The 23,619-nt window shown below is 72.6% G+C and carries 17 protein-coding genes and 3 pseudogenes; 9 read left to right on the top strand and 11 right to left on the bottom strand.

Going from position 1 to position 23,619, the window contains the following annotated elements; genetic code table 11:
* Positions 1 to 28: 28 nt before the first annotated feature.
* Positions 29 to 2,344 (top strand): 5-methyltetrahydropteroyltriglutamate--homocysteine S-methyltransferase, encoded by a 2,316-nt coding sequence (gene metE / locus ACFWPI_RS05920; protein WP_380368364.1) that lies wholly within the window; start codon positions 29 to 31, stop codon positions 2,342 to 2,344.
* A gap of 89 nt (positions 2,345 to 2,433) precedes the next feature.
* Here metE and metF read toward each other — a convergent pair whose 3' ends face one another.
* Complete coding sequence (metF, locus tag ACFWPI_RS05915; RefSeq protein WP_380368361.1) at positions 2,434 to 3,351, bottom strand: methylenetetrahydrofolate reductase [NAD(P)H]; 918 nt, start codon at positions 3,349 to 3,351, stop codon at positions 2,434 to 2,436.
* Between the two features lie 114 nt (positions 3,352 to 3,465).
* Between metF and folP the strand changes: the two genes are divergently transcribed.
* Both folP and ACFWPI_RS05905 read left to right on the top strand, forming a co-directional pair.
* Entirely contained in the window at positions 3,466 to 4,326 is an 861-nt protein-coding gene (gene folP, locus ACFWPI_RS05910) for a dihydropteroate synthase (RefSeq protein ID WP_380368358.1), read from the top strand.
* A 17-nt stretch (positions 4,327 to 4,343) separates the two neighbouring features.
* Positions 4,344 to 4,460 (top strand): annotated as a pseudogene (locus tag ACFWPI_RS05905) (helix-turn-helix domain-containing protein); the annotation flags it as partial.
* A 94-nt stretch (positions 4,461 to 4,554) separates the two neighbouring features.
* On the opposite strand, the gene tnpA reads toward ACFWPI_RS05905, so the two are convergent.
* On the bottom strand, positions 4,555 to 4,971 hold the full coding sequence (gene tnpA, locus ACFWPI_RS05900) for an IS200/IS605 family transposase (protein WP_380368355.1): 417 nt from the start codon (positions 4,969 to 4,971) through the stop codon (positions 4,555 to 4,557).
* A 26-nt stretch (positions 4,972 to 4,997) separates the two neighbouring features.
* Between tnpA and ACFWPI_RS05895 the strand changes: the two genes are divergently transcribed.
* Positions 4,998 to 6,236, top strand: coding sequence for an RNA-guided endonuclease InsQ/TnpB family protein (locus ACFWPI_RS05895; RefSeq protein WP_380368352.1), 1,239 nt, complete (start codon positions 4,998 to 5,000; stop codon positions 6,234 to 6,236).
* A 9-nt stretch (positions 6,237 to 6,245) separates the two neighbouring features.
* Positions 6,246 to 6,564, top strand: a pseudogene (locus tag ACFWPI_RS05890) (short-chain fatty acyl-CoA regulator family protein); the annotation flags it as partial.
* Here ACFWPI_RS05890 and ACFWPI_RS05885 read toward each other — a convergent pair.
* The 6 genes and pseudogenes from ACFWPI_RS05885 to aceA form a co-directional block, all read right to left on the bottom strand.
* Positions 6,531 to 7,658, bottom strand: a pseudogene (locus ACFWPI_RS05885) (bifunctional 2-methylcitrate synthase/citrate synthase); the annotation flags it as partial. The pseudogenes ACFWPI_RS05890 and ACFWPI_RS05885 overlap by 34 nt on opposite strands.
* Before the next feature lie 20 nt (positions 7,659 to 7,678).
* The gene (prpB, locus tag ACFWPI_RS05880) at positions 7,679 to 8,584 is read right to left on the bottom strand and encodes a methylisocitrate lyase (protein WP_380368349.1); all 906 of its coding nucleotides are present in this window, start codon (positions 8,582 to 8,584) and stop codon (positions 7,679 to 7,681) included.
* Positions 8,584 to 10,089: an MmgE/PrpD family protein gene (locus ACFWPI_RS05875; protein WP_380368346.1), complete on the bottom strand. Its 1,506-nt coding sequence runs from the start codon at positions 10,087 to 10,089 to the stop codon at positions 8,584 to 8,586. Before ACFWPI_RS05875 ends, prpB begins: the two co-directional genes overlap by 1 nt.
* A gap of 243 nt (positions 10,090 to 10,332) precedes the next feature.
* Positions 10,333 to 11,199, bottom strand: a complete 867-nt coding sequence (locus tag ACFWPI_RS05870; RefSeq protein ID WP_063352214.1) for a 3-hydroxybutyryl-CoA dehydrogenase — start codon at positions 11,197 to 11,199, stop codon at positions 10,333 to 10,335.
* 25 nt (positions 11,200 to 11,224) lie between these two features.
* Positions 11,225 to 12,835: a malate synthase A gene (aceB, locus tag ACFWPI_RS05865; protein ID WP_380368343.1), complete on the bottom strand. Its 1,611-nt coding sequence runs from the start codon at positions 12,833 to 12,835 to the stop codon at positions 11,225 to 11,227.
* A 109-nt stretch (positions 12,836 to 12,944) separates the two neighbouring features.
* Entirely contained in the window at positions 12,945 to 14,240 is a 1,296-nt protein-coding gene (gene aceA, locus ACFWPI_RS05860; protein ID WP_380380540.1) for an isocitrate lyase, read from the bottom strand.
* 347 nt (positions 14,241 to 14,587) lie between these two features.
* Between aceA and ACFWPI_RS05855 the strand changes: the two genes are divergently transcribed.
* Positions 14,588 to 15,991 carry a short-chain fatty acyl-CoA regulator family protein gene (locus tag ACFWPI_RS05855; RefSeq protein ID WP_380380542.1) on the top strand — a complete coding sequence of 468 codons (1,404 nt, stop codon included), beginning with the start codon at positions 14,588 to 14,590 and terminating at the stop codon, positions 15,989 to 15,991.
* Positions 15,992 to 16,261: 270 nt separating this feature from the next.
* Positions 16,262 to 18,121, top strand: a complete 1,860-nt coding sequence (gene asnB / locus ACFWPI_RS05850; RefSeq protein ID WP_380380544.1) for an asparagine synthase (glutamine-hydrolyzing) — start codon at positions 16,262 to 16,264, stop codon at positions 18,119 to 18,121.
* 122 nt (positions 18,122 to 18,243) lie between these two features.
* Here the strand turns inward: asnB and ACFWPI_RS05845 are convergent, their stop codons facing one another.
* Entirely contained in the window at positions 18,244 to 19,185 is a 942-nt protein-coding gene (locus ACFWPI_RS05845; protein WP_063352210.1) for a nitrilase-related carbon-nitrogen hydrolase, read from the bottom strand.
* Between the two features lie 179 nt (positions 19,186 to 19,364).
* Between ACFWPI_RS05845 and ACFWPI_RS05840 the strand changes: the two genes are divergently transcribed.
* Positions 19,365 to 20,366: a LacI family DNA-binding transcriptional regulator gene (locus ACFWPI_RS05840; RefSeq protein ID WP_380380547.1), complete on the top strand. Its 1,002-nt coding sequence runs from the start codon at positions 19,365 to 19,367 to the stop codon at positions 20,364 to 20,366.
* A 175-nt stretch (positions 20,367 to 20,541) separates the two neighbouring features.
* The gene (locus ACFWPI_RS05835; RefSeq protein WP_380380549.1) at positions 20,542 to 21,834 is read left to right on the top strand and encodes a cytochrome P450; all 1,293 of its coding nucleotides are present in this window, start codon (positions 20,542 to 20,544) and stop codon (positions 21,832 to 21,834) included.
* 52 nt (positions 21,835 to 21,886) lie between these two features.
* On the opposite strand, the gene ACFWPI_RS05830 is transcribed toward ACFWPI_RS05835, so the two are convergent.
* The gene (locus tag ACFWPI_RS05830) at positions 21,887 to 22,558 is read right to left on the bottom strand and encodes a hypothetical protein (RefSeq protein ID WP_380380551.1); all 672 of its coding nucleotides are present in this window, start codon (positions 22,556 to 22,558) and stop codon (positions 21,887 to 21,889) included.
* A gap of 65 nt (positions 22,559 to 22,623) precedes the next feature.
* Positions 22,624 to 23,448: an SAM-dependent methyltransferase gene (locus ACFWPI_RS05825; protein WP_380380553.1), complete on the bottom strand. Its 825-nt coding sequence runs from the start codon at positions 23,446 to 23,448 to the stop codon at positions 22,624 to 22,626.
* Positions 23,449 to 23,619: the final 171 nt, after the last annotated feature.

The raw sequence follows: 23,619 nt of genomic DNA, 5'->3' as shown, positions 1-23,619 counted from the left end.
AGGAGCCAGACTCGCGAAGGAGAGTCCCTTGACCACGAAGTCCGCAGCCGCGGCAACCAGGGCCACCGTGTACGGCTACCCCCGGCAGGGCCAGGGCCGGGAGCTGAAGAAGGCCGTCGAGGGCTACTGGAAGGGCACGGTCACCGCCGACGCCCTGCGGGAGACGGCGGTCGGCCTGCGCCGGAAGAACTGGGCGCAGCTCGCCGGGGCCGGTGTCCTGGAAGTGCCCACCGGCGACTTCTCGCTCTACGACCACGTGCTGGACACCACGGTCGCCGTCGGCGCGATCCCGCCCCGGCACCGGGATGCGGTCGAAATCGACGCGCTGGACGGCTACTTCGCCATGGCACGCGGCACCCAGGAGGTCGCGCCACTGGAGATGACCAAGTGGTTCGACACCAACTACCACTACCTGGTGCCCGAACTCGGCCCGGACACCGTCTTCACCGCGAACCCGGCCAAGGCCGTCGGGGAGTTCCGGGAGGCGCTGGCGCTCGGCCACACCGCACGCCCCGTGCTCGTCGGCCCCCTCACCTACCTGCTGCTCGCCAAGCCCGCCCCCGGCGTCGCCGAGGACTTCCAGCCGATCACCCTGCTGGACCGGCTGCTGCCCGTCTACGCGCAGCTGCTGGCGGACCTGAAGGCGGCCGGGGCGCAGTGGGTGCAGCTGGACGAGCCCGCCCTGGTGCAGGACCGCACCCCGGCCGAGCTGAACGCCGCCGCCCGCGCCTACCGTGAGCTGGGCGGCCTGGCGGACCGTCCGAAGCTGCTGGTCGCGAGCTACTTCGACCGCCTGGGCGAGGCCCTGCCGGTGCTGGCCAAGGCCCCGGTCGAGGGCCTGGCGCTGGACTTCACGGGGCCCGCCGCGGCGAACCTTGACGACCTGGCCGCCGTCGGCGGGCTGCCCGGCAAGCGGCTGGTCGCCGGGGTGGTCGACGGCCGCAACATCTGGATCAACGACCTGGAGAAGTCGCTGGCCACCCTGGCGACCCTGCTGGGCCTGGCCGAGCGGGTCGACGTCGCGCCGTCCTGCTCCCTGCTGCACGTGCCGCTGGACGCCGCCGCCGAACGCGACGTCGACCCGCAGATCCTGCGCTGGCTCGCCTTCGCCCAGCAGAAGGCCAGGGAGGTGGCGCTGCTGGCCCGGGGCCTGCGCGAGGGTACGGGGGCGATCGCCGCCGACCTGGCCGCCAACCGCGCCGACCTCGCCTCGCGCGCCAACTCGCCGATCACCCACGACCCGGCGGTGCGCGCCCGCACCGCCGCCGTCACCGACGCGGACGCGCGCCGCGCCCAGGCCTACCCGCAGCGGGCCGAGGCCCAGCGTGCCCGGCTCGGCCTGCCGCTGCTGCCGACCACCACCATCGGCTCGTTCCCGCAGACCTCCGAACTGCGGGTCGCGCGGGCCGACCTCACGGCGGGCCGGATCGACGCGGCGGCCTACCGGGAGCGGATGGAGACCGAGGTCCGGGAGGTCATCGCCTTCCAGGAGAAGGCCGGACTGGACGTCCTGGTGCACGGCGAGCCCGAGCGCAACGACATGGTCCAGTACTTCGCCGAACAGCTCACCGGCTACCTCGCCACCCGGCACGGCTGGGTCCAGTCCTACGGCACCCGGTACGTGCGCCCGCCGGTCCTGGCTGGGGACATCTCCCGCCCGCACCCGATGACCGTCGACTGGTTCGGCTACGCGCAGGGCCTGACCGAACGCCCGGTCAAGGGCATGCTCACCGGCCCCGTCACGATGCTCGCCTGGTCCTTCGTCCGCGACGACCAGCCGCTCGGCGACACCGCCCGCCAGGTCGCCCTCGCCCTGCGCGACGAGGTCACCGACCTGGAGGCCGTGGGCGCGGCCGTCGTCCAGGTCGACGAGCCGGCCCTGCGCGAGACCCTGCCGTTGCGCGCCGCCGACCGCCCGGCGTACCTGGCGTGGGCCACCGAGTCCTTCCGCCTGGCCACCTCGGGCGTCCGCGCCGACACCCAGGTCCACACCCACATGTGCTACGCCGAGTTCGGCGCGATCATGACGGCGATCGACGAGCTCGACGCGGACGTCATCTCGCTGGAGGCCACCCGCTCGCACATGGAGGTCGCCGGAGAGCTCGCCGGGGCCGGCTACCCGCGCGAGGTCGGTCCGGGCGTCTGGGACATCCACTCCCCGCGCGTCCCGAGCACCGAGGAGGCCGTGGAACTGCTGCGTGCGGGCCTGGCCGCCATCCCCGCAGAGCGGCTCTGGGTCAACCCCGACTGCGGCCTGAAGACCCGCGGCTGGACGGAGACCCGCGCCTCGCTCGACAGCCTCGTCGGCGCCGCCCGCCGCCTGCGCGCGGAACTCGCCGGCTGACCCACCGGCGACACGCCCCGGCCGGGCCCCGCACGCCGTGCGGCGCCCGGCCGGGTCGGGCCGCTTCCCCGACGGCGGCCCGGCCGGTTTCACCCGGACCCGAGAAGCCCGAGGTTCTGGTAGATCTCCGTCGTCACCGTCGAGAAGTTCATGGTCATGAAATGCAGCCCGGGAACTCCCTCGGAGAGCAGGCGCCGGCACATTTCGGTGGCGTGATCGATACCGATCGCCCGGACGGCCTTCGGGTTGTCCTGCTGCTTCAGCATGCTTTCGGAAAGCTCATCAGGAATAGCGGCCGTGGTCAGCGTCGGAATCCTCCGAAGTGACCGGATACTGGTCACCGGCATGATCTCCGGAATGACCGGAACGGTGCAGCCGGCCGATTCCAGTCGATCCCGGAAACGGAGGTAGCTGTCCACGTCGAAGAGCATCTGGGTGATGGCGTAGTCGGCTCCGGCCCGGCACTTCTCGATGAAGTGCCTGATCTCGGAATCCCAGTCGGGGGACCTCGGGTGCAGGTCGGGGAACGCGGCCACGCCGACGCAGAAGTCGCCGGACTCCTTGATCAGCCGTACCAGGTCGGCGGCGTACTCCACCCCGTCGGGGTGGCGGTGCCAGGTGCCCAGCGGATCGCCCGGCGGGTCGCCGCGCAGCGCCAGGATGTTGCGAACGCCCTGGTCGGCGTAGTGGCCGAGGATGTTCCGCAGTTCGGCGACGCTGTGGCCGACCGCGGTCAGGTGGGCGGTCGGTGTGAGGGTGGTCTCCTGCGCGATGCGGCCGGTGACGTTCACCGTCCGCTCCCGTGTCGACCCGCCGGCGCCGTAGGTCACCGAGACGAAGGTGGGGGACAGCGCTTCCAGGCGCCGGATCGCATTCCACAGGCCGACCTCCGCTTCGGCACTCCGGGGCGGCATGAATTCGAATGAAGAGGAAAGCCTGCCGGTCGCGAGGAGTTCGCGGATGGAGGTCGCCCGATCCGTGCGCGTGGAGGGAATTCCGAGTGTCATGGCAGGAGGTTAACCAGCCGGGCTATCGGTCGTCCTCAGGTGTCCACTCTGTGATACGAATTTTCTCGGTGGTGCGAGTTGGGGGACAGGTGGGGCGGGCGGCACAATGGGGGCATGAAAAGACCTTCGCAGGTATTGTCGGGGCTGCCCGAATGGGACCGGTGCGCGGTGATGGGAGTCGTGAACGTGACCCCCGACTCGTTCTCGGACGGCGGCCGCTGGCTGGACCCGGGGCGCGCGGTGGACCGAGGACTGCTGCTGGCCGAACAGGGCGCCGACATCGTGGACGTCGGCGGCGAGTCGACCCGGCCGGGAGCGACCAGGGTGTCCGAGGAGGAGGAACTGCGCCGGGTCCTGCCGGTGGTGCGCTCGCTCACCGACAAGGGCGTCCTGGTCAGCATCGACACGATGCGGGCCCGGGTCGCCGAAGCGGCGGTGGAAGCCGGCGCCCGGATCATCAACGACGTCAGCGGGGGCCGGGCCGACGCGGGCATGATCGGCGCCGCGGCCAGGGCCGGAGTGCCCTTCGTCGTCATGCACTGGCGCGGGCAGTCCGCCCGCATGGACGAACTGGCCGCGTACGAGGACGTCGCGGCCGAGGTGATCCGTGAGGTCGCACGGCAGATGGACACGGTGGTGTCGGCCGGGGTCGACCCCTCCCAGGTCATCGTGGACCCGGGCCTCGGCTTCGCCAAACGCCGGCAGGACGACTGGGCGCTGCTGGCATCGCTGGACGCCTGGCGCGTGCTGGGGCGCCCGCTCCTGGTGGCGGCCTCGCGCAAGCGGTTCCTGGGCGAGCTGCTGGCCGACCCGCGGACGGGCGAGGCCCGTCCGGCCCGTGAACGCGACGCGGCCACCGCGGCGGCCAGCGTCCTGGCCGCCGCGCAGGGCGCGTGGGCGGTGCGGGTGCACGAGGTCCGGGACACGGCCGACGCCGTCCGGGTCGAGGCCGCGATCCGAACCAACCGGGTCTGAGAGAGGAAGTACGCGCCATGCCACGTCCGACCGGGCGGAAGGTCTACGCCCACGCCAAGCTGCGCCGGCTGCGCCGCGAGCACGGCATGAACCAGGTCGAGCTGGCGCGCGAGCTCGGCATCTCGACCAGCTACCGAGACTATTCGCAGTGCATCGGGCTTCAGCCCGGTGGTGAGGCGAATCCTTGGCCCGTAGGCGCGGAGCGCCGGAGTGCGCTCCGTGCAGGTTCTAGGCCGGGCGGTTCTGCTGCTCGATGTACTGGCGGAGCACGCTGATCGGTGCTCCGCCGACCGACCCCGCGAAGTACGAGCCGGACCACAGCTTCTGTGCGCGCCAGTAGTGGCGGACCAGTTCGGGATACTCCTGGCGCATCCGGCGTGAGCTGACGCCCTTGAGGCTGTTGACCAGCTTGGACAGGGCGACCTTCGGGGGGAAGTTCACCAGCAGGTGGACGTGGTTGTTCTCACCGTTGAACTCCACGATCTCGCACTCGAAGTCTTCGGCGACCGTCCGCATGATCTCCTCCACCCGTCGAAGATGGGCGTCGTTGAACACCTTGTGCCGGAATTTCGTCACGAAAACCAAGTGCGCGTGAAGCGCGAATGTGCAGTGCCTGCCTGTACGGATCTCCTGATGCTCAGTCATAAACCAACTGCAGTACTGTGTCGATTGTGCAGCTTCGGTACAGTTTCCGCCTGTACCCGACGGTTGGTCAGCGTTCCTCTCTGGCGCAGGCGTTCGGGTGCGCGCGCGTCGTCTTCGACGATGCCCTTCGGGAACGTGAGGACGCGCGAGCTGCCGGGCTGCCGTTTCCGAAGGCCGCCGAGCTGTCCAAGCGGCTGACGGAGGCGAAGAAGACCCCGGAACGCGCCTGGTTGGGCGAGGTGTCCGCCGTGGTGCTGCAGCAGTCCCTGCGGGATCTGGAGACCGCGTACGGAAACTTCTTCGCCTCCCTCAAGGGCACCCGCAAGGGTCCGAAGATCAAACCGCCCCGGTTCAAGTCCCGCAAGGACAACCGGCAGGCGGTGCGGTTCACCGCGAACGCCCGATGGTCGATCACACCGGGCGGCAAGCTGAACCTGCCGAAGATCGGCCCCGTGCCGGTCCGCTGGTCCCGTGTGCTGCCGTCCACCCCGTCCACCGTGACCGTGATCAAGGACGCCGCCGGAAGGTACTTCGCGAGCTTCGTCGTGGAGACCGACCCCGACCTGCTGCCGGAGACAGGCCGGGCGGTGGGTGTCGACCTCGGGCTGACGCACTTCGCGGTCCTGTCCGACGGCCGGAAGATCGAATCACCGAAGTTCCTGCGCCGTGCCGAGAAGAAACTCAAGCGCGCGCAGCAGGCCCTGTCCCGCAAGGCCGAGGGCAGCAACAACCGCGACAAGCAGCGGGTCAAGGTCGCACGGGCACATGCCCGCGTGGCCGACGCCCGGCGCGAGTTCCACCACCAGCTCTCGACTTCCCTCGTGCGCGAGAACCAAGCGCTCGCGGTCGAGACACTGTCGGTCAAGGGACTCGCGCGCACGCGCCTCGCCAAGTCGGTGCACGACGCCGGATGGTCCGCGTTCCTGAACATGCTGGGATACAAGGCCGGCCGGGCGGGGCGCGAGTTCATCCGCATCGGACGGTTCGAGCCGACCTCTCAGGTCTGCTCGCACTGCGGGATCAAGGACGGCCCCAAGCTCCTGCACGTCCGTGAGTGGACATGCGGGGACTGCGGGACCGTCCACGACAGGGACGTGAACGCCGCCCGGAACATAGCCAAGGCCGCAGGACTTGCGGTCTCAGCCTGTGGAGCGCAGATAAGACCAGGACTCGTCCCGGCACCGCGCGGTGAAGCAGGAACCCACCCGGACGCCGCGTGTTCCACGCGCAGCGTGGAGGGAATCACCGGCCTTCAGGCCGGTTGAGGATGTCAATTCTGGATCGCCCGCACCGTCTCCCACGGGGGTTTCGGCCACCGCGCGCCGCGCAGCGAGTTCGCCGTCGCGCTCGGCTGCGAGCTGCGCCACGCCCACCGCCTCGTCTACGCCGAGGGCGTCGCGCTCGACGCTGCGGGAGCGGCCGCCCCGATCGGGCTGGGCTGCCGGATCTGCGAGCGCCGCGACTGCGCCCAGCGCGCCCGCCCGCCCGCCGGCGGGCGGGCGCCTGGCGGTCGAGCCGGACCGCCGCAGCCGCGTTCCCTACGCCGTGCTCGGTGACAGCCCCGGCACCGGGCGCTGGCCGGGGCCGTCGTAGCGGGCGAGCGGGCGGATCAGGGAGTTGTGGGCGAGCTGTTCGGTGATGTGGGCGGTCCAGCCGGTGATGCGGCTCAGCACGAAGAGGGGTGTGAAGACGGGGGTGTCGAAGCCCATCAGGTGGTAGGCGAGGCCGGCGGGGTAGTCGAGGTTGGGGTGGATGCCCTTGCGTTCCAGCATCGCTTCGCGCAGTGCGGCGTGCAGGGCGGCCAGTCGGGTCGTCCCGGGGTCGGCGCTGCGGGCCACCAGGTCGTCCAGGGCGGCCTGCATGATCGGGACGCGGGAGTCGCCGTGCCGGTAGACGCGGTGGCCGAAGCCCATGATCTTCCGCTTGGCGGCGAGTGCCTCGTCGAGCCACTGCGCGGCCCGGTCGGGGTCGCCGATCTCCTCCAGCATGTGCATCACGGCTTCGTTGGCGCCGCCGTGCAGGGGGCCCTTGAGTGCGCCGATCGCGGCGGTGACGGCGCTGTAGAGGTCGGAGAGGGTGGAGGTGACGATGCGGGCGGTGAAGGTGGAGGCGTTGAAGCTGTGCTCGGCGTACAGCACGAGGGAGATCTCGAAGCAGCGGACCACCTCGGGGGCGGGCACCGCGCCGAAGCACATGTGGAAGAAGTTCTCCGCACAGCCGAGCCCGGGGTCCGGCGGGATGGGCGCCAGGCCCCGGCGTCGGCGCTGGTCGGCGGCGACGGCGGTGGGCAGTTTCGCCAGCAGGGTGAGGGACTTGGCGAGGTGGGGCGCGGGGCGGCCGTCGTCCTCGGTGGGGTCCTCGGCGCCGAAGAAGCTGACGGCGGTGCGCAGCACGTCCATCGGGTGGCAGGTCTCGGGCAGTTTGGCGAGCAGTTCGGCGGTGGTGCGGTCGAGCGGGCGCAGGCCGGCCTCGCGGGCCCGGAACTCCCGCAGCTGTCCGGGGTCGGGCAGTTCGCCGTGTCACAGCAGGTACGCGACCTCCTCGAAGGAGCGCTGGGCGGCGAGGTCCTGGACGGGGTAGCCGCGGTAGGTGAGGGAGTTGGTCTCCTGGATGACGGTGGAGATCCCGGTGGTGTCGACGACGACTCCGGCGAGTCCGCGGTGGATCCCGGGTGCGGTGGTGGGCATGGCTGGTCTCCGATGCGGGGTCAGGCGCCGGGTGGGAGGGTGAAGTCGTAGACGGCGGTGTCGAAGGCCGCGTACTGCTCGTAGCCGAGGAGTTCGTACAGCCGGGAGCGGGTCTGCATGCGCGGCAGCAGCGACTCCTGGGTGCCCTCGGCGGCGAGGGTGCGCAGGCCGTCCTCGACCGCGCCCATGGCCAGGCGCAGCAGGGTGACGGGGTAGAGCGCGATCTCGTACCCGAGGTCCTGGAGGGTGCGGGCGTCGAGCAGCGGGGACTTGCCGAACTCGGTCATGTTGGCGAGCAGCGGGACGTCGACGGCCTTGCGGAAGGCCTCGAACTCGGCCTCGTCGGCGAGGGCTTCGGGGAAGATCGCGTCGGCTCCGGCGTCGACGTAGGCCTTGGCCCGGTCGATCGCGGCGCGCAGGCCTTCGACGGAGCGGGCGTCGGTGCGGGCCATCAGCAGGAAGTCGGGGTCGCGCCGGGCGTCGACGGCGGCGCGCAGGCGGCGGGTCATGTCCTCGCGGGGGACGACCGCCTTGCCGTCGAGGTGGCCGCAGCGCTTGGGGTTGACCTGGTCCTCCAGGTGCAGGCCGGCGAGGCCGGCGTCCTCCATCAGCTGGACGGTGCGGGCGGCGTTCATGGGCTCGCCGAAGCCGGTGTCGGCATCGATCAGGACAGGCAGGTCGGTGGCCCGGGTGGTCTGCTGGGCGCGGGCGGCGACCTCGGTGGCGGTGGTCAGGCCGATGTCGGGCAGGCCCAGGTCGGCGGCGAGGACGGCGCCGGAGAGGTAGGCGGCCTCGAAGCCGAGGTCCTGGATGAGCCGGGCGGAGAGCGGGTTGAGCGCGCCGGGCATCGTCAACAGCCGTCCGGTGGCGAGGCGTTCGCGTAGGGCGCGGCGGCGCTGGGCGGGGGTGGTGCGGGTGTGCAGCATCAGAACAGGCCCTTCGGGAGGAGCGCGTCGAACGCGCGCACGGCCTCGGTGTCGACGGCGGGGAACAGCTCGTCCAGGTCTGCGGCCTTCAGCTCGGCGAGATCGGCGGCGGCTGCCAGGAAGCGGTCCTGGTCGGCGGGGGAGACGACGCCCTCGGCCAGGGTGCGGAACTTCCGCTGGTACGCGGGGCGGTCGAAGGGGCGGGCGCCGGCGGGGTGGGCGTCGGCGACGCCGAGCTCGTCCTCGATCACCGTGCCGTCGTCCAGGGTGATCACCACGCGGCCGCCGAAGGCCCGCCGGGCCGGGTCGGGGTCGTGGTAGCGGGCGGTCCACTCCGGGTCCTCGACCGTGGTGATCTTCCGCCAGAGCGTCACGGTCTCCGGGCGTCGGGCCCGCTCGGGGGCGTAGGAGCGCTCGTGGTGCCAGGCGCCGTCCTCCAGGGCGACGGCGAGGATGTACGGGATCGAGTGGTCGAGGGTCTCCCGGCTCGCGGTCGGGTCGTACTTCTGCGGGTCGCCCGAGCCGGAGCCGATGACGTGGTGGGTGTGGTGGCTGGTGTGCAGGACGACCGAGCGGACGCCGCCCAGCGGTCCGGCCTTCTCGCGCAGCCGCCGTGCCAGGTCGATGATCGCCTGGGCCTGGTACTCGGCGGAGTGCTCCTTGGTGTAGGTGTCCAGGATCGCCCGCCTCGGTTCGCCGGGCGCGGGCAGCAGCACGGTGTAGTCGGACTGCGGGCCGTCGAGCATCCAGGCGAGGAAGCCGTCCTCGCCCTCGTAGACGGGGGACGGGGAGGTCTCGCCGCGCATCGCCCGGTCCACCGCCTCGATCGCGGCCTTGCCGGCGAAGGCGGGGGCGAAGGCCTTCCAGCTGGAGATCTCGCCCTTGCGGGACTGCCGGGTGGCCGTGGTGGTGTGCACGGCCTGCTGCACCGCCTGGTACACCGTCTCGGTCGGCAGCCTCAGCAGCGCGCCGAGCCCGCAGGCGGTGGCCGCGCTCAGGTGCGCGACGTGGTCGATCCGGTGGGCGTGCAGGCAGATGCCCCGCACCAGCGCGACGTGGACCTCGTAGGCGGCGACGATGCCGCGCAGCAGGTCGGCCCCGCTGCGGCCGGTGTGCTGGGCGACGGCCAGCAGCGGCGGGATGTTGTCGCCGGGGTGGGAGTAGTCGGCGGCGAGGTAGGTGTCGTGGAAGTCCAGTTCGCGCACCGCCGTGCCGTTGGCCCAGGCCGCCCACTCCGGCGAGACCCGGGTCGGGCTGCCGAACACCCGGGCGCCCGGCGCGCCGCGGTGGGCGAGCGCTTGGGCGCGGGCCACCGCCACGGGCCGGCGCAGCAGCGACGCGACGGCCACCGCCGCGTTGTCGATCACCCGGTTGACGGCCATGCTCACGCCGGCCGGGTCCAGCTCCTCGGTGCCGGTGGCGACGGCGGCGAGCTTCCAGGCGAGCTGCTCCTCACGCGGCAGCCGGTCGGCACTGGGGTGGACGTGGACGTGGTGCTCGATCACGGGACTCCTCGGGGGCGTTCGACGGCTCTCGGGCTTGCATGATCGAGCCTGCGCGTCGGACGGCCGATGATCCAGCATGCCAATCGGTGGAATCCGTACGGCGGATTCCTGTGAAGCTGCGAAACCTGCGAACCTCGCCGGGGAACCGGTTCCCCGCAGCGGCCCGGAACAGCGCAGCGCCCCGGAGAGCGCGCGGGTGGCGCGTTCTCCGGGGCGCTGGGCGTAGCGGGCGCCGAGGGGCCGTCAGGTCGAGGGGTGTGCGTGGAATCCGCGTCCGCTCTTGCGGCCGAGCAGGCCCGCCTCGACCATGCGGGAGAGCAGGGGCGGCGGCGCGTAGAGCGGTTCCTTGTACTCGTCGTACATGGACTCGGCGATGGCCTGCACGGTGTCCAGGCCGATGAGGTCGGCGAGTTGGAGCGGGCCCATGGGGTGGGCGCAGCCGTGGACCATGCCGGCGTCGATGTCCTCCGGGCTGGCGTGGCCGGCCTCGGCCATCCGGACGGCGGAGAGCAGATAGGGCACCAGCAGGGCGTTGACGACGAAGCCGGCCCGGTCGCGGGAGCGGATGACGTGCTTGCCGAGGGTGTCCCGGGTGAAGGCCTCCACCCGGTCGAGGACGGTCGGGGCGGTGTGCAGCGAGGCGACCAGTTCGACGAGCGGCATGACGGGGGCGGGGTTGAAGAAGTGCAGGCCGAGGACGTGGGAGGCGCGGTCGGTGGTGATGCCGAGGCGGGTGACCGGGATGGCGGAGGTGTTGGTGGCCAGGACGGCGTCGTCGGCGACGAGCACCTTGTCCAGGGTGCCGAGCACCTCGGTCTTGACCCGTTCGTCCTCGACGACTGCCTCGACGACGAGCTGGCGGTCGGCGAGCGCTTCCAGGTCGTCGGCGAACAGCAGGTGGGCCCAGGCGTCCGTGCGCTGCTGCTCGTTGATCCGGCCACGGTCGACGGCGCGGTGCAGCGAGCGGTCGATCCGGGCCCGGGCGGCGCGCAGGGCGCCTCGGCCGGCCTCGCAGACGACGGTGTCCAGGCCGGCGCGGGCGAAGACCTCGGCGATGCCGGAGCCCATCTGCCCGGCGCCGACGACCGCGACGCGGCGAATGTCGTTCATGGTGTTGCCTCCGTGGTCGGGCGGCTCAGGCCGCGGTGCGGATCCGCACGAGGTGGCGGGCGTAGGCCTCGGTGGTGAGGAAGGCGGGCAGGTCGGCGCCGAGGGCGGTCTCCTCCAGGATCCGTACGGCGTCGTCCACCAGCGCCGGGTCGGCGCCCTCGGCGAGCAGGGCGGCGCGCTCGCGGTCGATCAGCCTCCGCACGAGGTCGGGGGTGGCGAGCGATCCGCCGGTCAGCCGGGAGCAGTGGTGCTGCCACTGCCAGATCTGGCAGCGGGCGATCTCGGCGGTGGCGACGTCCTCCATCAGGCCGAAGACGGCGACGGCCCCGGAGCCGCCGAGCCAGGCCGTCAGGTAGCGCAGGGCGACGGCGACGTTGGAGCGCAGGCCCTGTTCGGTCGGCAGGCCGACGGACAGCCTGTGCACGCCGAGCAGGTCGGCGGCGGTGACCTCGACGTCCTCGCGGGTGCGGTCGAGCTGGTGCGGGCGGCCGTCGAGGACGGTGTCGAAGGCCGCCCGGCAGGTGGCGACGAGGCCGGGGTGGGCGACCCAGGAGCCGTCGAAGCCGTCGCCGGCCTCGCGCTCCTTGTCGGCGCGGACCTTGGTCAGGGCGGCCTCGTTGGCGGCGGGGTCGCGCTGCGGGACGGCGGCGGCCATGCCGCCGATGGCGTGGGCGCCGCGGCGGTGGCAGGTGCGCACCAGCAGGTCGGTGTAGGCGCGCAGGAAGGGCTGGGTCATGGTGAGGGTGGCGCGGTCCGGCAGGACGTAGCGGGGGCCGTGCGTGGCGAAGTTCTTGATCAGGCTGAACAGGTAGTCCCAGCGCCCGGCGTTGAGGCCGGCCGCGTGCTCGCGCAGCTCGTACAGGATCTCGTCCATCTCGAACGCCGCGGTGATGGTCTCGATCAGCACGGTGGCGCGGATCGTTCCGTGCGGGATGCCCAATTCGTGCTGGGCGAAGGTGAAGACGTCGTTCCACAGCCGGGCTTCGAGGTGGTTCTCCAGCTTGGGCAGGTAGAAGTACGGGCCGCTGCCGCGCTCGATCTGCCGCCGGCCGCAGTGGAAGAGGTGGAGGCCGAAGTCGACGAGGGCGCCGATCGCGGGGCGGCCGTCGATCAGCAGGTGCTGCTCGTCGAGGTGCCAGCCGCGCGGGCGCACGACGATGGTGGCGGGCGTGTCGCCGATCCGGTACCGCTTGCCCTCCGGGGTGGTGTCGTCGATCCGGCGTTCGATGGCGTCGAGCAGGTTCAGCTGGCCGGTGAGCAGGTTGTGCCAGGTGGGGGAGGTGGCGTCCTCGAAGTCCGCCAGCCACACCTTCGCGCCGGAGTTGAGCGCGTTGACGGCCATCCGGCGCTCGGGCGGGCCGGTGATCTCCACCCGGCGGTCCGCCAGGCCGGGTCCGGCGCCGGCCACCCGCCAGGTGGTGTCCTCGCGGACGGCGCGGGTCTCGGGAAGGAAGTCCAGGGTGCCTCCGGCGGCGAGCGCTGTCGCGCGGCGGCGGCGCTCGGCGAGGAGTTCGGCGCGGCGGCAGGCGAAGGCCCCGTGCAGGCGTGCCAGGAAGTCCAGGGCGTCAGGGGTGAGGATCTCGTCGAAGCGGTCCTCGTGTTCGCCGAGGACGTCGATGCGGCTGGGCTGGCTCATCCGGTTCTCCAGGTGGCGGGCGGGAGGGCGCCCGGGGCCTCGTCCCTCAACGAGGCCCCGGGCGGCGGGGTGAAAGGCGGTCTCTCCCCAAGGAGGCCGCCAGGGCGGCTCAGTGGAACTGCTCGGCCTCGGTGGAGCCGGTCAGGGCGAGCGTCTCGGCGTTCGGGTTGAGCGCGGTGGAGACCAGGTCGAAGTACCCGGTGCCGACCTCGCGCTGGTGCTTCACCGCGGTGTAGCCCTGCGGCACGGCCGCGAACTCGGCTTCCTGGAGGTCGACGTAGGCCGTCATCCCGTGCTCGGCGTAGCCGCGGGCGAGCTGGAACATCGAGTGGTTCAGCGCGTGGAAGCCGGCCAGCGTGATGAACTGGAAGCGGTAGCCCATCGCGCCCAACTCCCGCTGGAACTTGGCGATCTGGTCGTCGTCCAGGGCGGCCTTCCAGTTGAAGGACGGCGAGCAGTTGTAGGCGAGCATCTTGTCCGGGTACTCGGCCTTGAGCGCCTCGGCGAACTCGCGGGCCTGGGCGAGGTCCGGGGTGCCGGTCTCCACCCAGATCAGGTCCGCGTACGGGGCGAACGCGAGGCCGCGCGAGATCACCGGGGCCATGCCCGGCTCGACCCGGTAGAAGCCCTCGGCGGTGCGCTCGCCGGTGCAGAACCGGGCGTCGCGCTCGTCGACGTCGCTGGTCAGCAGGTTGGCGGCGAGCGCGTCCGTGCGGGCCACGATCAGGGTCGGCACATCCGCGAGGTCGGCGGCCAGGCGGGCGGAGTTGAGGGTGCGGACGTGCTGGGCGGTGGGGACGAGCACCTTGCCGCCCAGGTGCCCGCACTTCTTCTCGGAGGCGAGCTGGTCCTCGTAGTGGATGCCCGCCGCGCCGGCCGCGATCATGCCCTTGGTGAGCTCGAAGGCGTTCAGCGGACCGCCGAACCCGGCCTCCGCGTCGGCGACGATCGGCACCAGCCAGTCCGGCCCGCCGTCCGTCCCCTCCGCCGCGTCGATCTCGTCGGCGCGCAGCAGCGCGTTGTTGATCCGACGCACCACCTGGGGAACGGAGTTGGCCGGGTAGAGGCTCTGGTCCGGGTAGGTCTGCCCGGCCTGGTTGGCGTCGGCCGCGACCTGCCACCCGGACAGGTAGATCGCCTGCAGCCCGGCCCTCACCATCTGCACGGCCTGACCGCCCGTCAGCGTGCCGAGGGCGTGCACGTAGTCCTGCTCGTGCAACTGCCGCCACAGGCGCTCGGCGCCCCGGCGGGCCAGCGTGTGCTCCTCGCGGACGGTGCCGGACAGCCGCACGACCTCGGCCGCCGAGTACGTGCGCTCGATGCCCGCCCACCGCGGGTCGGACGCCCACCGGGCGGCCAGCGCCGCCGCCTGCTGCTCCTGCTGCTGCCGGACCGACTGAGTCATGGGTCTGCTCCCCAGGGGTGCTCGTTGCGAAGGTTGTGAGGTGTCTCACCGCAAGGGTGAGTGGGCGGCCGGGCGGTGCCGGGCGGCGGCGGAACGCCGCAGGACGTGGATGCCCGGACAGCCTGCCCGGCCGCGACCGACCTGGTGTTTCGCCGCTGTCCTGCGCACCTCCCGGCCGCACCACCGACTCTGGCACCCCGCGGAGCCGCCGTCACCGATGGACCACTGCCAACTTCTGCGAACGGTCCTCGGCAAATCTGCGAAGGTTGCGACGACTTGGCGCCTCGCAGTGCGGCTAGGCTTCCCGCACCGGATCGGCCGACGCCCGGTGAGGGGAGAACGACACGATGGGAAAGGCCTTCGCCGGTGCCCGGCTGCGCCGCCTGCGCGAGGAACGCGGACTCAGCCAGGCCGCCCTCGCCCGGCTGATCGACCTCTCACCCAGCTACCTCAACCAGCTGGAGCACGACGCCCGCCCGCTCACCGTGCCCGTCCTGCTGCGCCTCACCGAGGCCTTCGGCGTCGAGGCCGGGTACTTCGCCCCGCCCGACAGCGCCCGGCTCACCGCCGAACTGCGCGACGCGCTCGGCGAGGAGCTCGCGGCCGGACGGGTCACCGCCGGGGACCTCGACGAGGTGGCCGCCCGCCTGCCCGCCGTGGCGCGGCTGCTCATGGACCTCGGCCGCAGCCGACGGGCGGTCGCCGAGCAGCTCGCCGTCCTCGCCGGGGACCGCGGCCCGGCGCCCGACACCCTCACCCCGCACGAACAGGTCCGCGAGTTCTTCTACCGCCGCCAGAACTACCTCCACGAACTCGACACCGCGGCCGAGGAGTTGGCCGCAGCCATCGGCCTGCGGCGCGGCGAGGTCAGGGCGGTGCTGGCCGACCGGCTCGCCTCCGGCCACGGCGTACGGACCGTCGCCGGAGGCGAGCACCTGCACCGGTACGACCCGCGCAGCAAGGTCCTGAGCCTGTCGGACCGGCTGCGCCCGGGCCAGCAGGCCTTCCGGATGGCCACCCAACTCGCCTACCTGGAACACGATCCGCTGCTGTCCGAACTCGCGGCCCAGGACAGCCCGGAAGGCTCCACCGCCTGGTCGCTCACCCGGATCGGCCTGGCCAACTACTTCGCCGCCGCCCTCGTGCTGCCGTACGCCGCCTTCCACGCCGAGGCCGAATCGGCGCGCTACGACATCGAGCACCTCGCCGACCACTTCGGCGTCGGCTACGAGACGGTCTGCCACCGGCTGAGCACCCTCCAACGGCCCCGGCTGCGCGGCGTGCCGTTCTCCTTCGTCCGGGTCGACCGGGCCGGCAACGTCTCCAAGCGCCAGTCCGCGACCGACTTCCACTTCTCCCGCACCGGCGGCACCTGCCCGCTGTGGAACGTCTACGAATCCTTCGCCGCCCCCGGCCGGGTCCACGTCCAGGTCGCCGCCATGCCCGACGGCCGGCGCTACCTCTGGACCGCCCGCGCCGTCACCCGCTCACCCGGCGGCTGGGGCCGCCCCGGCAAGACCTTCGCCATCGGCCTCGGCTGCGAACTCCGCCACGCCGCACGGCTCGTGTACTCGGCGGGACTGGACCTCGGCGACGTGGCGGCCGCCACCCCGATCGGGCTCGGCTGCAAGGTGTGCGAACGCCCGGCGTGCCCGCAGCGCGCCGCGCCCGCCATCGGCCGGCCGCTCGCGCTCGACGAGCACACCAGCACCTTCATCCCGTACCCCGCGCTGCCCGACCCCCGGAACTGAAGGCCGCCACCCGGCGTACCGGCACCTCCGTCCGAGCCCGACGCCCGTCCGTCCGAGCCCGACGCCCGTCCGTCCGAGCCCGACGCCCGTCCGTCCGAGCCCGACGCCCGGCGGTTCGCGCTCGGCGGGCTTCGCACGGGCACCGCCCGACCCGCTCCGGGAATCATGCAGGTGCTCGGAACTTCCCCGACGTCCGGTCCGACTTCTGTGCCGGGCGCCGTCGCCGACAGCGTCCGGCAGAGCACACCCCTTCACCCCAGGAGCGCGAGCATGTGCGGGATCACCGGCTGGGTGTCCTTCCACCAGGACATCGGCCAGTCCTTCCACCAGGACACCGGCCACGGCGCCGCCTCCGTCATCCAGGCCATGACCGACACCATGGCCCTGCGCGGACCCGACGCCGGCGGGGTCTGGCTCGGCCGCCACGCCGCGCTCGGCCACCGCCGCCTCGCCGTCATCGACATCGAGGGCGGCACCCAGCCCATGCCCGACCGCCCCGAACACCCGCAGGTGGTGCTCACCTACAGCGGCGAGGTCTACAACCACCACCGGCTGAGATCCGAACTCGCCGCCAAGGGCCACCGGTTCGAGACCCGGAGCGACACCGAGGTGGTCCTGCGCGCCTACCAGGAGTGGGGAGACGCCCTGGTCGACCACCTGGAGGGCATGTACGCCTTCGCCGTCTGGGACGACCGCGAGCAGCGCCTGCTGCTGGTCCGCGACCGGCTCGGGGTCAAGCCGCTGTTCTGGGCCGGGACGGACGGCGGCCTCGTCTTCGGCTCCGAACCCAAGGCCCTGTTCGCCCACCCCGAGGTGACCCCCACCGTGGACGCCGACGGCCTGCGCGAGGCCTACAGCCTGCTGTTCAACACCGGCCCCACCGTCTGGGCCGGCGTCCGCGAGGTGCACCCCGGCAGCCTGCTCGTCCTCGACCGCGACGGCATCCGCGAACGGCGCTACTGGGAGCTGACCGCCCGCCCGCACACCGACGACCCGCAGACCACCACCGAGCTGATCGGCGGCCTGGTCGACCGCGCCGCCCGTACCCAGCTGGAGGCCGACGTCCCGCTGTGCAGCCTGCTCTCGGGCGGCCTCGACTCCACCGTCGTCACCGCCCTGATCGCCGACGAACTCCGGCTCCGCGAAGGGCCGCAGGCCACGCTGCGCTCCTACGCCGTCGACTACAGCGACCAGGCCGAACGGTTCACCGGCGACGTGCTGCGCACCGGCCACGACACCCCGTTCGCCGCCGAGGCCGGCGCGTTCATCGGCACCGAGCACTCCACCGTCGTCCTCGACCCCCGTGCCCTGCTCGACCCGGACAACCGGCGCGCCGTGGTCGTCGCCCGGGACTCGCCGATCGGCGTCGGCGACATGGACACCTCGCTCTACCTGCTGTTCGGGGAGATCCGCAAGCACTCCACCGTCGCCCTCTCCGGCGAGGCCGCCGACGAGGTCTTCGGAGGCTACCCGTGGTTCCACAACCCGAAGGCGCTCGCCGCTCGCGCCTTCCCCTGGCTCCTGGTCACCGGGGACCAGGCCGCCATGCCCCTGCACCCCGACCTCGCCGCCCAGCTGCGCATCCCCGAGTTCCGCGCCGACACCTACCGCACCGCCGTGGCCGCCGTCCCCCGCCTCGACTCCGAGAGCGCCGCCGAACACCGCCTGCGCGAGATGCAGCACCTCTCGCTCACCCGCTGGCTGCGCCAACTCCTGCACCGCAAGGACCGCCTCTCCATGGCCCAGGGCCTGGAGGTGCGGGTGCCCTACTGCGACCACCGCCTCGTCGAGTACGCCTTCAACACCCCTTGGGCGATGAAGAACCACGACGGCCGGGAGAAGAGCCTGCTGCGCGACCTCGGCCGGGGCATCGCCCCCGACTCGGTGCTCTGGCGGCCGAAGAACCACTACCCGGCCACCCACCACCCCGACTACAACGCAGGCCTGCAGCGGCTGGCCCGCGAGGCGCTGGACGCACCGCACGTACGGGACATCGCCGACGAGACGGTCGTCGGGGCCGCCCTCGACACGCCTGCCGGGCAGTTGCCGTGGGGCCACCGGCTCCGCCTGGAGCGGGTCGTCGACCTCGCGCTGTGGCTCGACCACCACCGCCCCGCCCTGGCCCTCTGACCTCGCCGCCTCGCCGCCTCGCCGCCTCGCCCGGGTCCGGCCGTGGGCGGGTGCCGGTGGTGGCGCCGCCGCCGGGCCTCCCCGTCTCCCGGCCGGAACCGGGCCGGGGAGGCCGGGTGGCGTCAGCGCTCGGCGGTCAGGGGCGCGTAGGCGTCGGGGCGGCGGGTGGCGTTGAAGGGGAAGAGTTCGAGCCAGTCGTGGCGCTGGTCGAGGTCGAGGTCGGCGACCAGGACGGCGGCCTCGTCGCGCGGTGCCCGGGCGAGTACGCGGCCGTACGGGTCGACGATGAACGAGCTGCCGTAGAAGGTGAGTTCGCCTTCGGTGCCGATGCGGTTGGGGACGACCATGAAGGTGGCGTTGGCGATGGCGTTGCCGGTGATGACCTGCTGCCACAGCGGCTGGGTGTCGAAGCCGGGGTGGCCCGGCTCGGAGCCGATGGCGGTCGGGTAGACGAGGACGTCGGCGCCGGCGAGGGAGTAGGCGCGGGCGAGCTCGGGGAACCACTGGTCCCAGCAGGTCGGCAGGCCGATGGCGGCGTCGCCCACCTCGGCGAGGGGGAAGGCGTCCTCGCCGGCCGGGCCCTGGCGGAACCAGGTGTCCTCGTAGTAGCCCTCGGTCACGGGGATGTGCAGCTTGCGGGTGCGCTGCACCAGGGTGCCGTCGGGGGCGACGAGGATCGCGGTGTTGTAGCCGAGGCCGTCGGGGCCGTCCGGCCCGTCGGCCTTCTCGAAGAGCGAGGCGTGCACGTGGAGGCCGTGCTCGCGGGCGGCGGCCGCGGCGAACGTGAAGGTCGGGCCGGTGCGCAGGTCCTCGGGCTCGACGGCCTGCGGGTGGTCGGCCTGGCGCAGCACGGCGAAGTACGGGGAGAGCGTGAGCTCCTGGAGGGCGACGAGGGTGGCGCCCTGTTCGGCGGCGAGCCGGATCCCCTCCAGCAGGCCGGCCCGGTGCTGCTCGGGGTCCGCGTGCCAGCGCTGCTGGACGAGGGCGACCCGCAGGGCAGCGCGCCGGGGTGCGCGGGTGCGGGCCGGGGACGCGGGCGGGTTCAGGGCGGTGATCAGGCGCATGGCGGGTCCTCGGGTCGTCTCGGGTGATGGTGTCGGGAGCAGCGGCCGAAGCCGTGCCGGAACGTTCCGGCACGGGTGACCCTAAGCTGTGCCGGAACGTTCCGGCAAGGGGGTGCGAGCAGCACCGCAGGCGCCCGGACGACGGGTGGCTCCCGGTACTGCGTCTAGACTTCCGGGCTGTGACCAGCCGATCCGTGACCCTGTTCGACGTGGCCCGGGCGGCCGGGGTGTCCAAGAGCACCGCCTCCGACGCCCTCCTCGGATCCGGCCGGGTGGCCGAGGCGACGCGCGAACGCGTCCAGGCCGCGGCCCGAGAGCTCGGCTACCGGCCGAACTCGGCGGCACGCAGCCTGCGCCGCTCCAGCACCGGGGCGGTGGGCCTGTACCTGCCGCGCACGGCGACCCGCCTCGACTACTACATGAAACTGGCGTTCGGCGCCGTCGAGCGGGCCCGCGAGGACGGCCTCGACGTGGTGCTGCTGGCCCCCGGGAAGGCGGCGGAGGACGGGCTGGCCGCCCGGGTCGACGGACTGATGGTCATCGATCCCGAGGTCGACGACCCCGCCGTGCCCGGCCTGCTGGCCGCCGGCGTACCCGTGGTCACCGGGGAGCGCTACCTCGGCGGCGGGGCCGCGCCCAGCGGGTCGGTGGTGTGCGACAACGCCACCTCGCTCGCCGCCCTGCTGGACCACCTCGCGCAGCGCGGGGCACGCCGCCCGGCGCTGCTGGCCCCCGGCCCGGGATCCGACTGGGCGGCCGCCCTGCGGGCCGCCGCCGCCGACTGGACCAGGCGCCAGGGCGTCGAGGTCGTCGTGCGAACGGTCCCGTTCGCGGCCACGCCGACCGAGGCCGAGGCCGCCACCACGGACCTGCTCGCCGGCACCCCGGGCCTGGACGCCGTGGTCTGCGCCCCCGACGGCGCGGTGCCCGGCGTGCTGGCCGCCGTGGCCCGGGCAGGCCTGCGGGCCGGATCCGAGGTACTGGTGGCCGCCTGCGTCGACGGCGCCGCGGCCCGCGGGTCGAGCCCGCAGGTGACGGCGGTGGACCTGCGCGCGGCGGAGTACGGCCGCGAATGCGCCGCCCTGCTCAGCGACCTGCTCTCGGGCGCGGCGGACCCGGGCGTGGTACGGACCCACGCGTGGGAACTCCACGTCCGTTCATCCACCGCCGGGCACGGCTGACACCGACCCGAACGGACACCGGCCGCGACCCCGGACGACGACCGGCCGTCCTCGTCTCCGGGGGCGAGGGCGAATACGTTCGTTCGGGTGGATTGGCGCCGATAACGACAGGTGGGGCACGGTCCGGCCGCCATGATGCCGTCACGGAACGACCACCCGTAGGGAGCGCCTCACCATGACGACGCAAGGCCAGGCCACCACCGAGACCGGCGACGAACCACTGGACCTGGCCGACCAGGAGCTGGTCCGCGATCCGTTCACCTCCTACGCGCACATCCGCGAACGCGAGCACCTGGTGCGGGGCCGCGTACGAGGCGTCGACCCCATGTGGGTGGCCACCCGCCACGACGACATCCGCACGATCATGAGCGATCCCGACTTCACCATCGACGCCGCGACCGTCCCCGGCGCGAAGGTGGCCCACCGCACCGAACAGACCTGGCAGGCCCGCGGCATGTACGCGGGCCACGAGAAGTACCTGCGCGCCGGGATCTTCGACTCGGACGGCTCCGACCACCGCCGTCTGCGCGGCCTGGTCGCCGCCGCGTTCTCCCCGCGCCGCGTGGCCGCGCTGCGCCCCCGGATCGAAGCCATCGCCGCCGACCTGCTCGACCGCCTGCCGGACCACGCCGAGGACGGCGTCGTCGACCTGATCGAACACTTCGCCCGACCGCTGCCCATCACCGTCATCTGCGAACTCATCGCCGTCCCCGAAGCCGACCGCGACCGCTGGCGGAGCCGCAGCGCCACCCTGGCCGCCGGCACCTGCGGCGAGGAACTGGGCGACGCGCTCGCCGGCATGGTCGCCGACGCCCACCTCCTCATCGGCCTCCACACCGCCGACCCCGGCGACGACCTCATCTCCGAACTGCTCGCGCCCCACCACGACGACCGCCTGAGCACCGACGAGCTCGTCTCGCTCATCACCAACCTGGTCGTCGCCGGGCACATCACCACCGTCAACCTCATCGCCAACAGCACCGAAGTGCTCCTCGCCCACCCCGACCAGCTCGCCCTGCTGCGCGCGGACCCCGCCCTCATGCCGCACGCCGTCGACGAACTCATGCGCTACTGCGGGCCCGTCGTGCGCGCGCTGCCCCGCTACGCCACCCGCGACACCACCGTCGGCGCCACCCCGGTGTGCGCCGGAGAAGCCGTCCTCCCGATCGTGTCCGCGGCCAACCGCGACCCTGCCGCCTTCGCCGACCCCGACCGCCTCGACCTCGGCCGCACCCGCCACAGCAAGGAGCCCCACCTCGGCTTCGGGCACGGCGCGCACCGCTGCCTGGGCGCGCACCTCGCCCAGGAGGAGACCGCCGTCGCCCTGGCCGCCCTGTTCAACCGGGTACCCGACCTGCAACTCGCCGTCGACCCGGAGCACCTGCAACGCGGCACCAACCCGCTCAACTGGCACCTGAAGACCCTCCCCGTACGCCTCCAACCCCCGAGCCACACGCCGCTGGTCTAGGGGCTCTCTTTCGGATCACGCCGGTCGTGCGACCTCGCTGACCGGCGACTTCTCAGCTGTCCTCCCGAACGGTGTGGTAACCCAGCGCGCGGGCCAACGCGGCGACGGTGTCGAAGTTCGCGGTGGGCGAGAGCGCGGAAACCGTCCGGCGATCGAGCGGGGCGTCCGCCAGCACGGCCGCCACCGCCTCCCGGTCGACGGACTGCTCGTGGTGGTCCTCGGCGTAGTCCACGAACGCCTCCGTACCGTCGGCGTCGGTGAGCAGGTCGAACAGCCAGTCGGCGCCGTCCGTCTCGCCGTCGGCGAACTCGACCGGCCCGCACCGCCAGTCGGTGCCGCCCGTCTCGCGCCAGGCGCACACGGTCGCGTCGAAGAAGCCTTCGAGCTGGAACTCCGGCGCCTGCGTGTAGTGCGCGAGCGAGCCGGGCAGGCCGTCGAGCAGGCCGGGCCAGTGCGCGCGGTCCTCCTCCCGCCACGGGGTGGCGTCGCTCTCGTGGTCGAACCCGTAGAGGAACACCCCGGCCGGGTCGAAGACGATCGCGTACTGGTCACCGGAACCGTTGTCCATGCACGCCAGATCGACGCCCGGACGCCACCCGGCCACGTACGAGTGGTCGGGTGCGTAGGGGGTGGAGACGATCGAGTCCAGCAGCGCCAGCGCCCGGCAGCGGGCGCGCAGCTCGTCGGGCCCGGGCAGGGCGGCCAGAAGGTGGTGAACAGTCATGGCGCACACTCAACAGCACGCCACTGACACTCCCGGTCCGCCCGCCTGCGCGGCGTACGAGCCGGTTACGGCTTGCGGGCCAGCGCGCAGGAGATCAGCTGTTCCCACACCGTCAGGGCAGGCCTGTCCACGCCGTTTCCGGTGCCGTCGTCGTCCGGCGCGGGGTCCGGCCGCCACAGTGAGCAGGGGACCAGGCCCGGTTCGAGGAGTTCAAGACCGTCGAACAGGCCGGTGATCTCCTCGTCGGTGCGCCAGTGGCCCCGGCCGAAGCTGCTCTGCAGCTTCTGCTCCAGGAGCCGGGTCTCCTCGTTCCCGCCGGAGCGGAAGTGGGAGATGTAGACCTGGCTGTCCGGCGGCACCCGGTCCACCCACCAGCGCGCGAGCTCGGCGGGGCGTTCGGCATCGGTGAGGTGGTGCAGCACGGCGCTGAAGACGACGCCCACCGGCTCGTCGAAGTCGACCAACTCCTGTAGGCCGGGGTCGTGGTAGAGCTCCTCCGGCTCGCGCAGGTCCGCCCGGATCACGGTGGTGCGGTCGTCGGCGGTCAGCAGGGCCCGGCTGTGGGCGACCACGACCGGGTCGTGGTCGACGTAGACGACGCGCGCGTCCGCACGGTGCCGCTGGGCGACCTGGTGCACGTTGTCGGCGGTGGGCAGGCCGCTGCCCATGTCGACGAACTGGGAGATGCCGTCGCGGGCCATGGCCGCCACGGCGCGAACGAGGGCCCGGCGATTGGCGAAGGCCACCGCCTGCGAACCGGGCAGGTCCTTGATGAAGAAGTCGCCGATCTCGCGGTCGACGGCGTAGTTGTCCTTGCCGCCGAGCAGATAGTCGTAGACCCGGGCGATGCTCGGGTTCGACTGATCATCCTCTGAGCTGCGATCGGTCACGGCAACAGACTCCCCGTCCCTCGGACCAGTGCGGCCTCAAGCCTAGGGTGTGTCTTCAAACCCCCGCCCGCGCGCCCTTAGGTTCTAGTGGTTGTCGCAACACCCCAGTTCAGGGGATGCGATGGACTTCAAGATCCGCAAGGACCGGACGGCTCAGGGGCCGCGGAAGCT

Source organism: Kitasatospora sp. NPDC058492 (assembly GCF_042720685.1).
Lineage (GTDB): Bacteria > Actinomycetota > Actinomycetes > Streptomycetales > Streptomycetaceae > Kitasatospora.
Note: the sequence above shows the minus strand (reverse complement) of the source record. Positions and strands in the feature narration are given on the sequence as shown.

What these genes read in the sequence shown, in the direction of transcription:
- metF (WP_380368361.1), bottom strand. Translation starts at nt 3,351, where the DNA reads ATGACACTCGGAATTCCCTCCACGCGCACGGATCGGGCGACCTCCATC.
- folP (WP_380368358.1), top strand. Translation starts at nt 3,466, where the DNA reads ATGAAAAGACCTTCGCAGGTATTGTCGGGGCTGCCCGAATGGGACCGG.
- tnpA (WP_380368355.1), bottom strand. Translation starts at nt 4,971, where the DNA reads ATGACTGAGCATCAGGAGATCCGTACAGGCAGGCACTGCACATTCGCG.
- prpB (WP_380368349.1), bottom strand. Translation starts at nt 8,584, where the DNA reads ATGCTGCACACCCGCACCACCCCCGCCCAGCGCCGCCGCGCCCTACGC.
- ACFWPI_RS05870 (WP_063352214.1), bottom strand. Translation starts at nt 11,199, where the DNA reads ATGAACGACATTCGCCGCGTCGCGGTCGTCGGCGCCGGGCAGATGGGC.
- aceB (WP_380368343.1), bottom strand. Translation starts at nt 12,835, where the DNA reads ATGAGCCAGCCCAGCCGCATCGACGTCCTCGGCGAACACGAGGACCGC.
- aceA (WP_380380540.1), bottom strand. Translation starts at nt 14,240, where the DNA reads ATGACTCAGTCGGTCCGGCAGCAGCAGGAGCAGCAGGCGGCGGCGCTG.
- ACFWPI_RS05855 (WP_380380542.1), top strand. Translation starts at nt 14,588, where the DNA reads ATGGGAAAGGCCTTCGCCGGTGCCCGGCTGCGCCGCCTGCGCGAGGAA.
- asnB (WP_380380544.1), top strand. Translation starts at nt 16,262, where the DNA reads ATGTGCGGGATCACCGGCTGGGTGTCCTTCCACCAGGACATCGGCCAG.
- ACFWPI_RS05845 (WP_063352210.1), bottom strand. Translation starts at nt 19,185, where the DNA reads ATGCGCCTGATCACCGCCCTGAACCCGCCCGCGTCCCCGGCCCGCACC.
- ACFWPI_RS05835 (WP_380380549.1), top strand. Translation starts at nt 20,542, where the DNA reads ATGACGACGCAAGGCCAGGCCACCACCGAGACCGGCGACGAACCACTG.
- ACFWPI_RS05830 (WP_380380551.1), bottom strand. Translation starts at nt 22,558, where the DNA reads ATGACTGTTCACCACCTTCTGGCCGCCCTGCCCGGGCCCGACGAGCTG.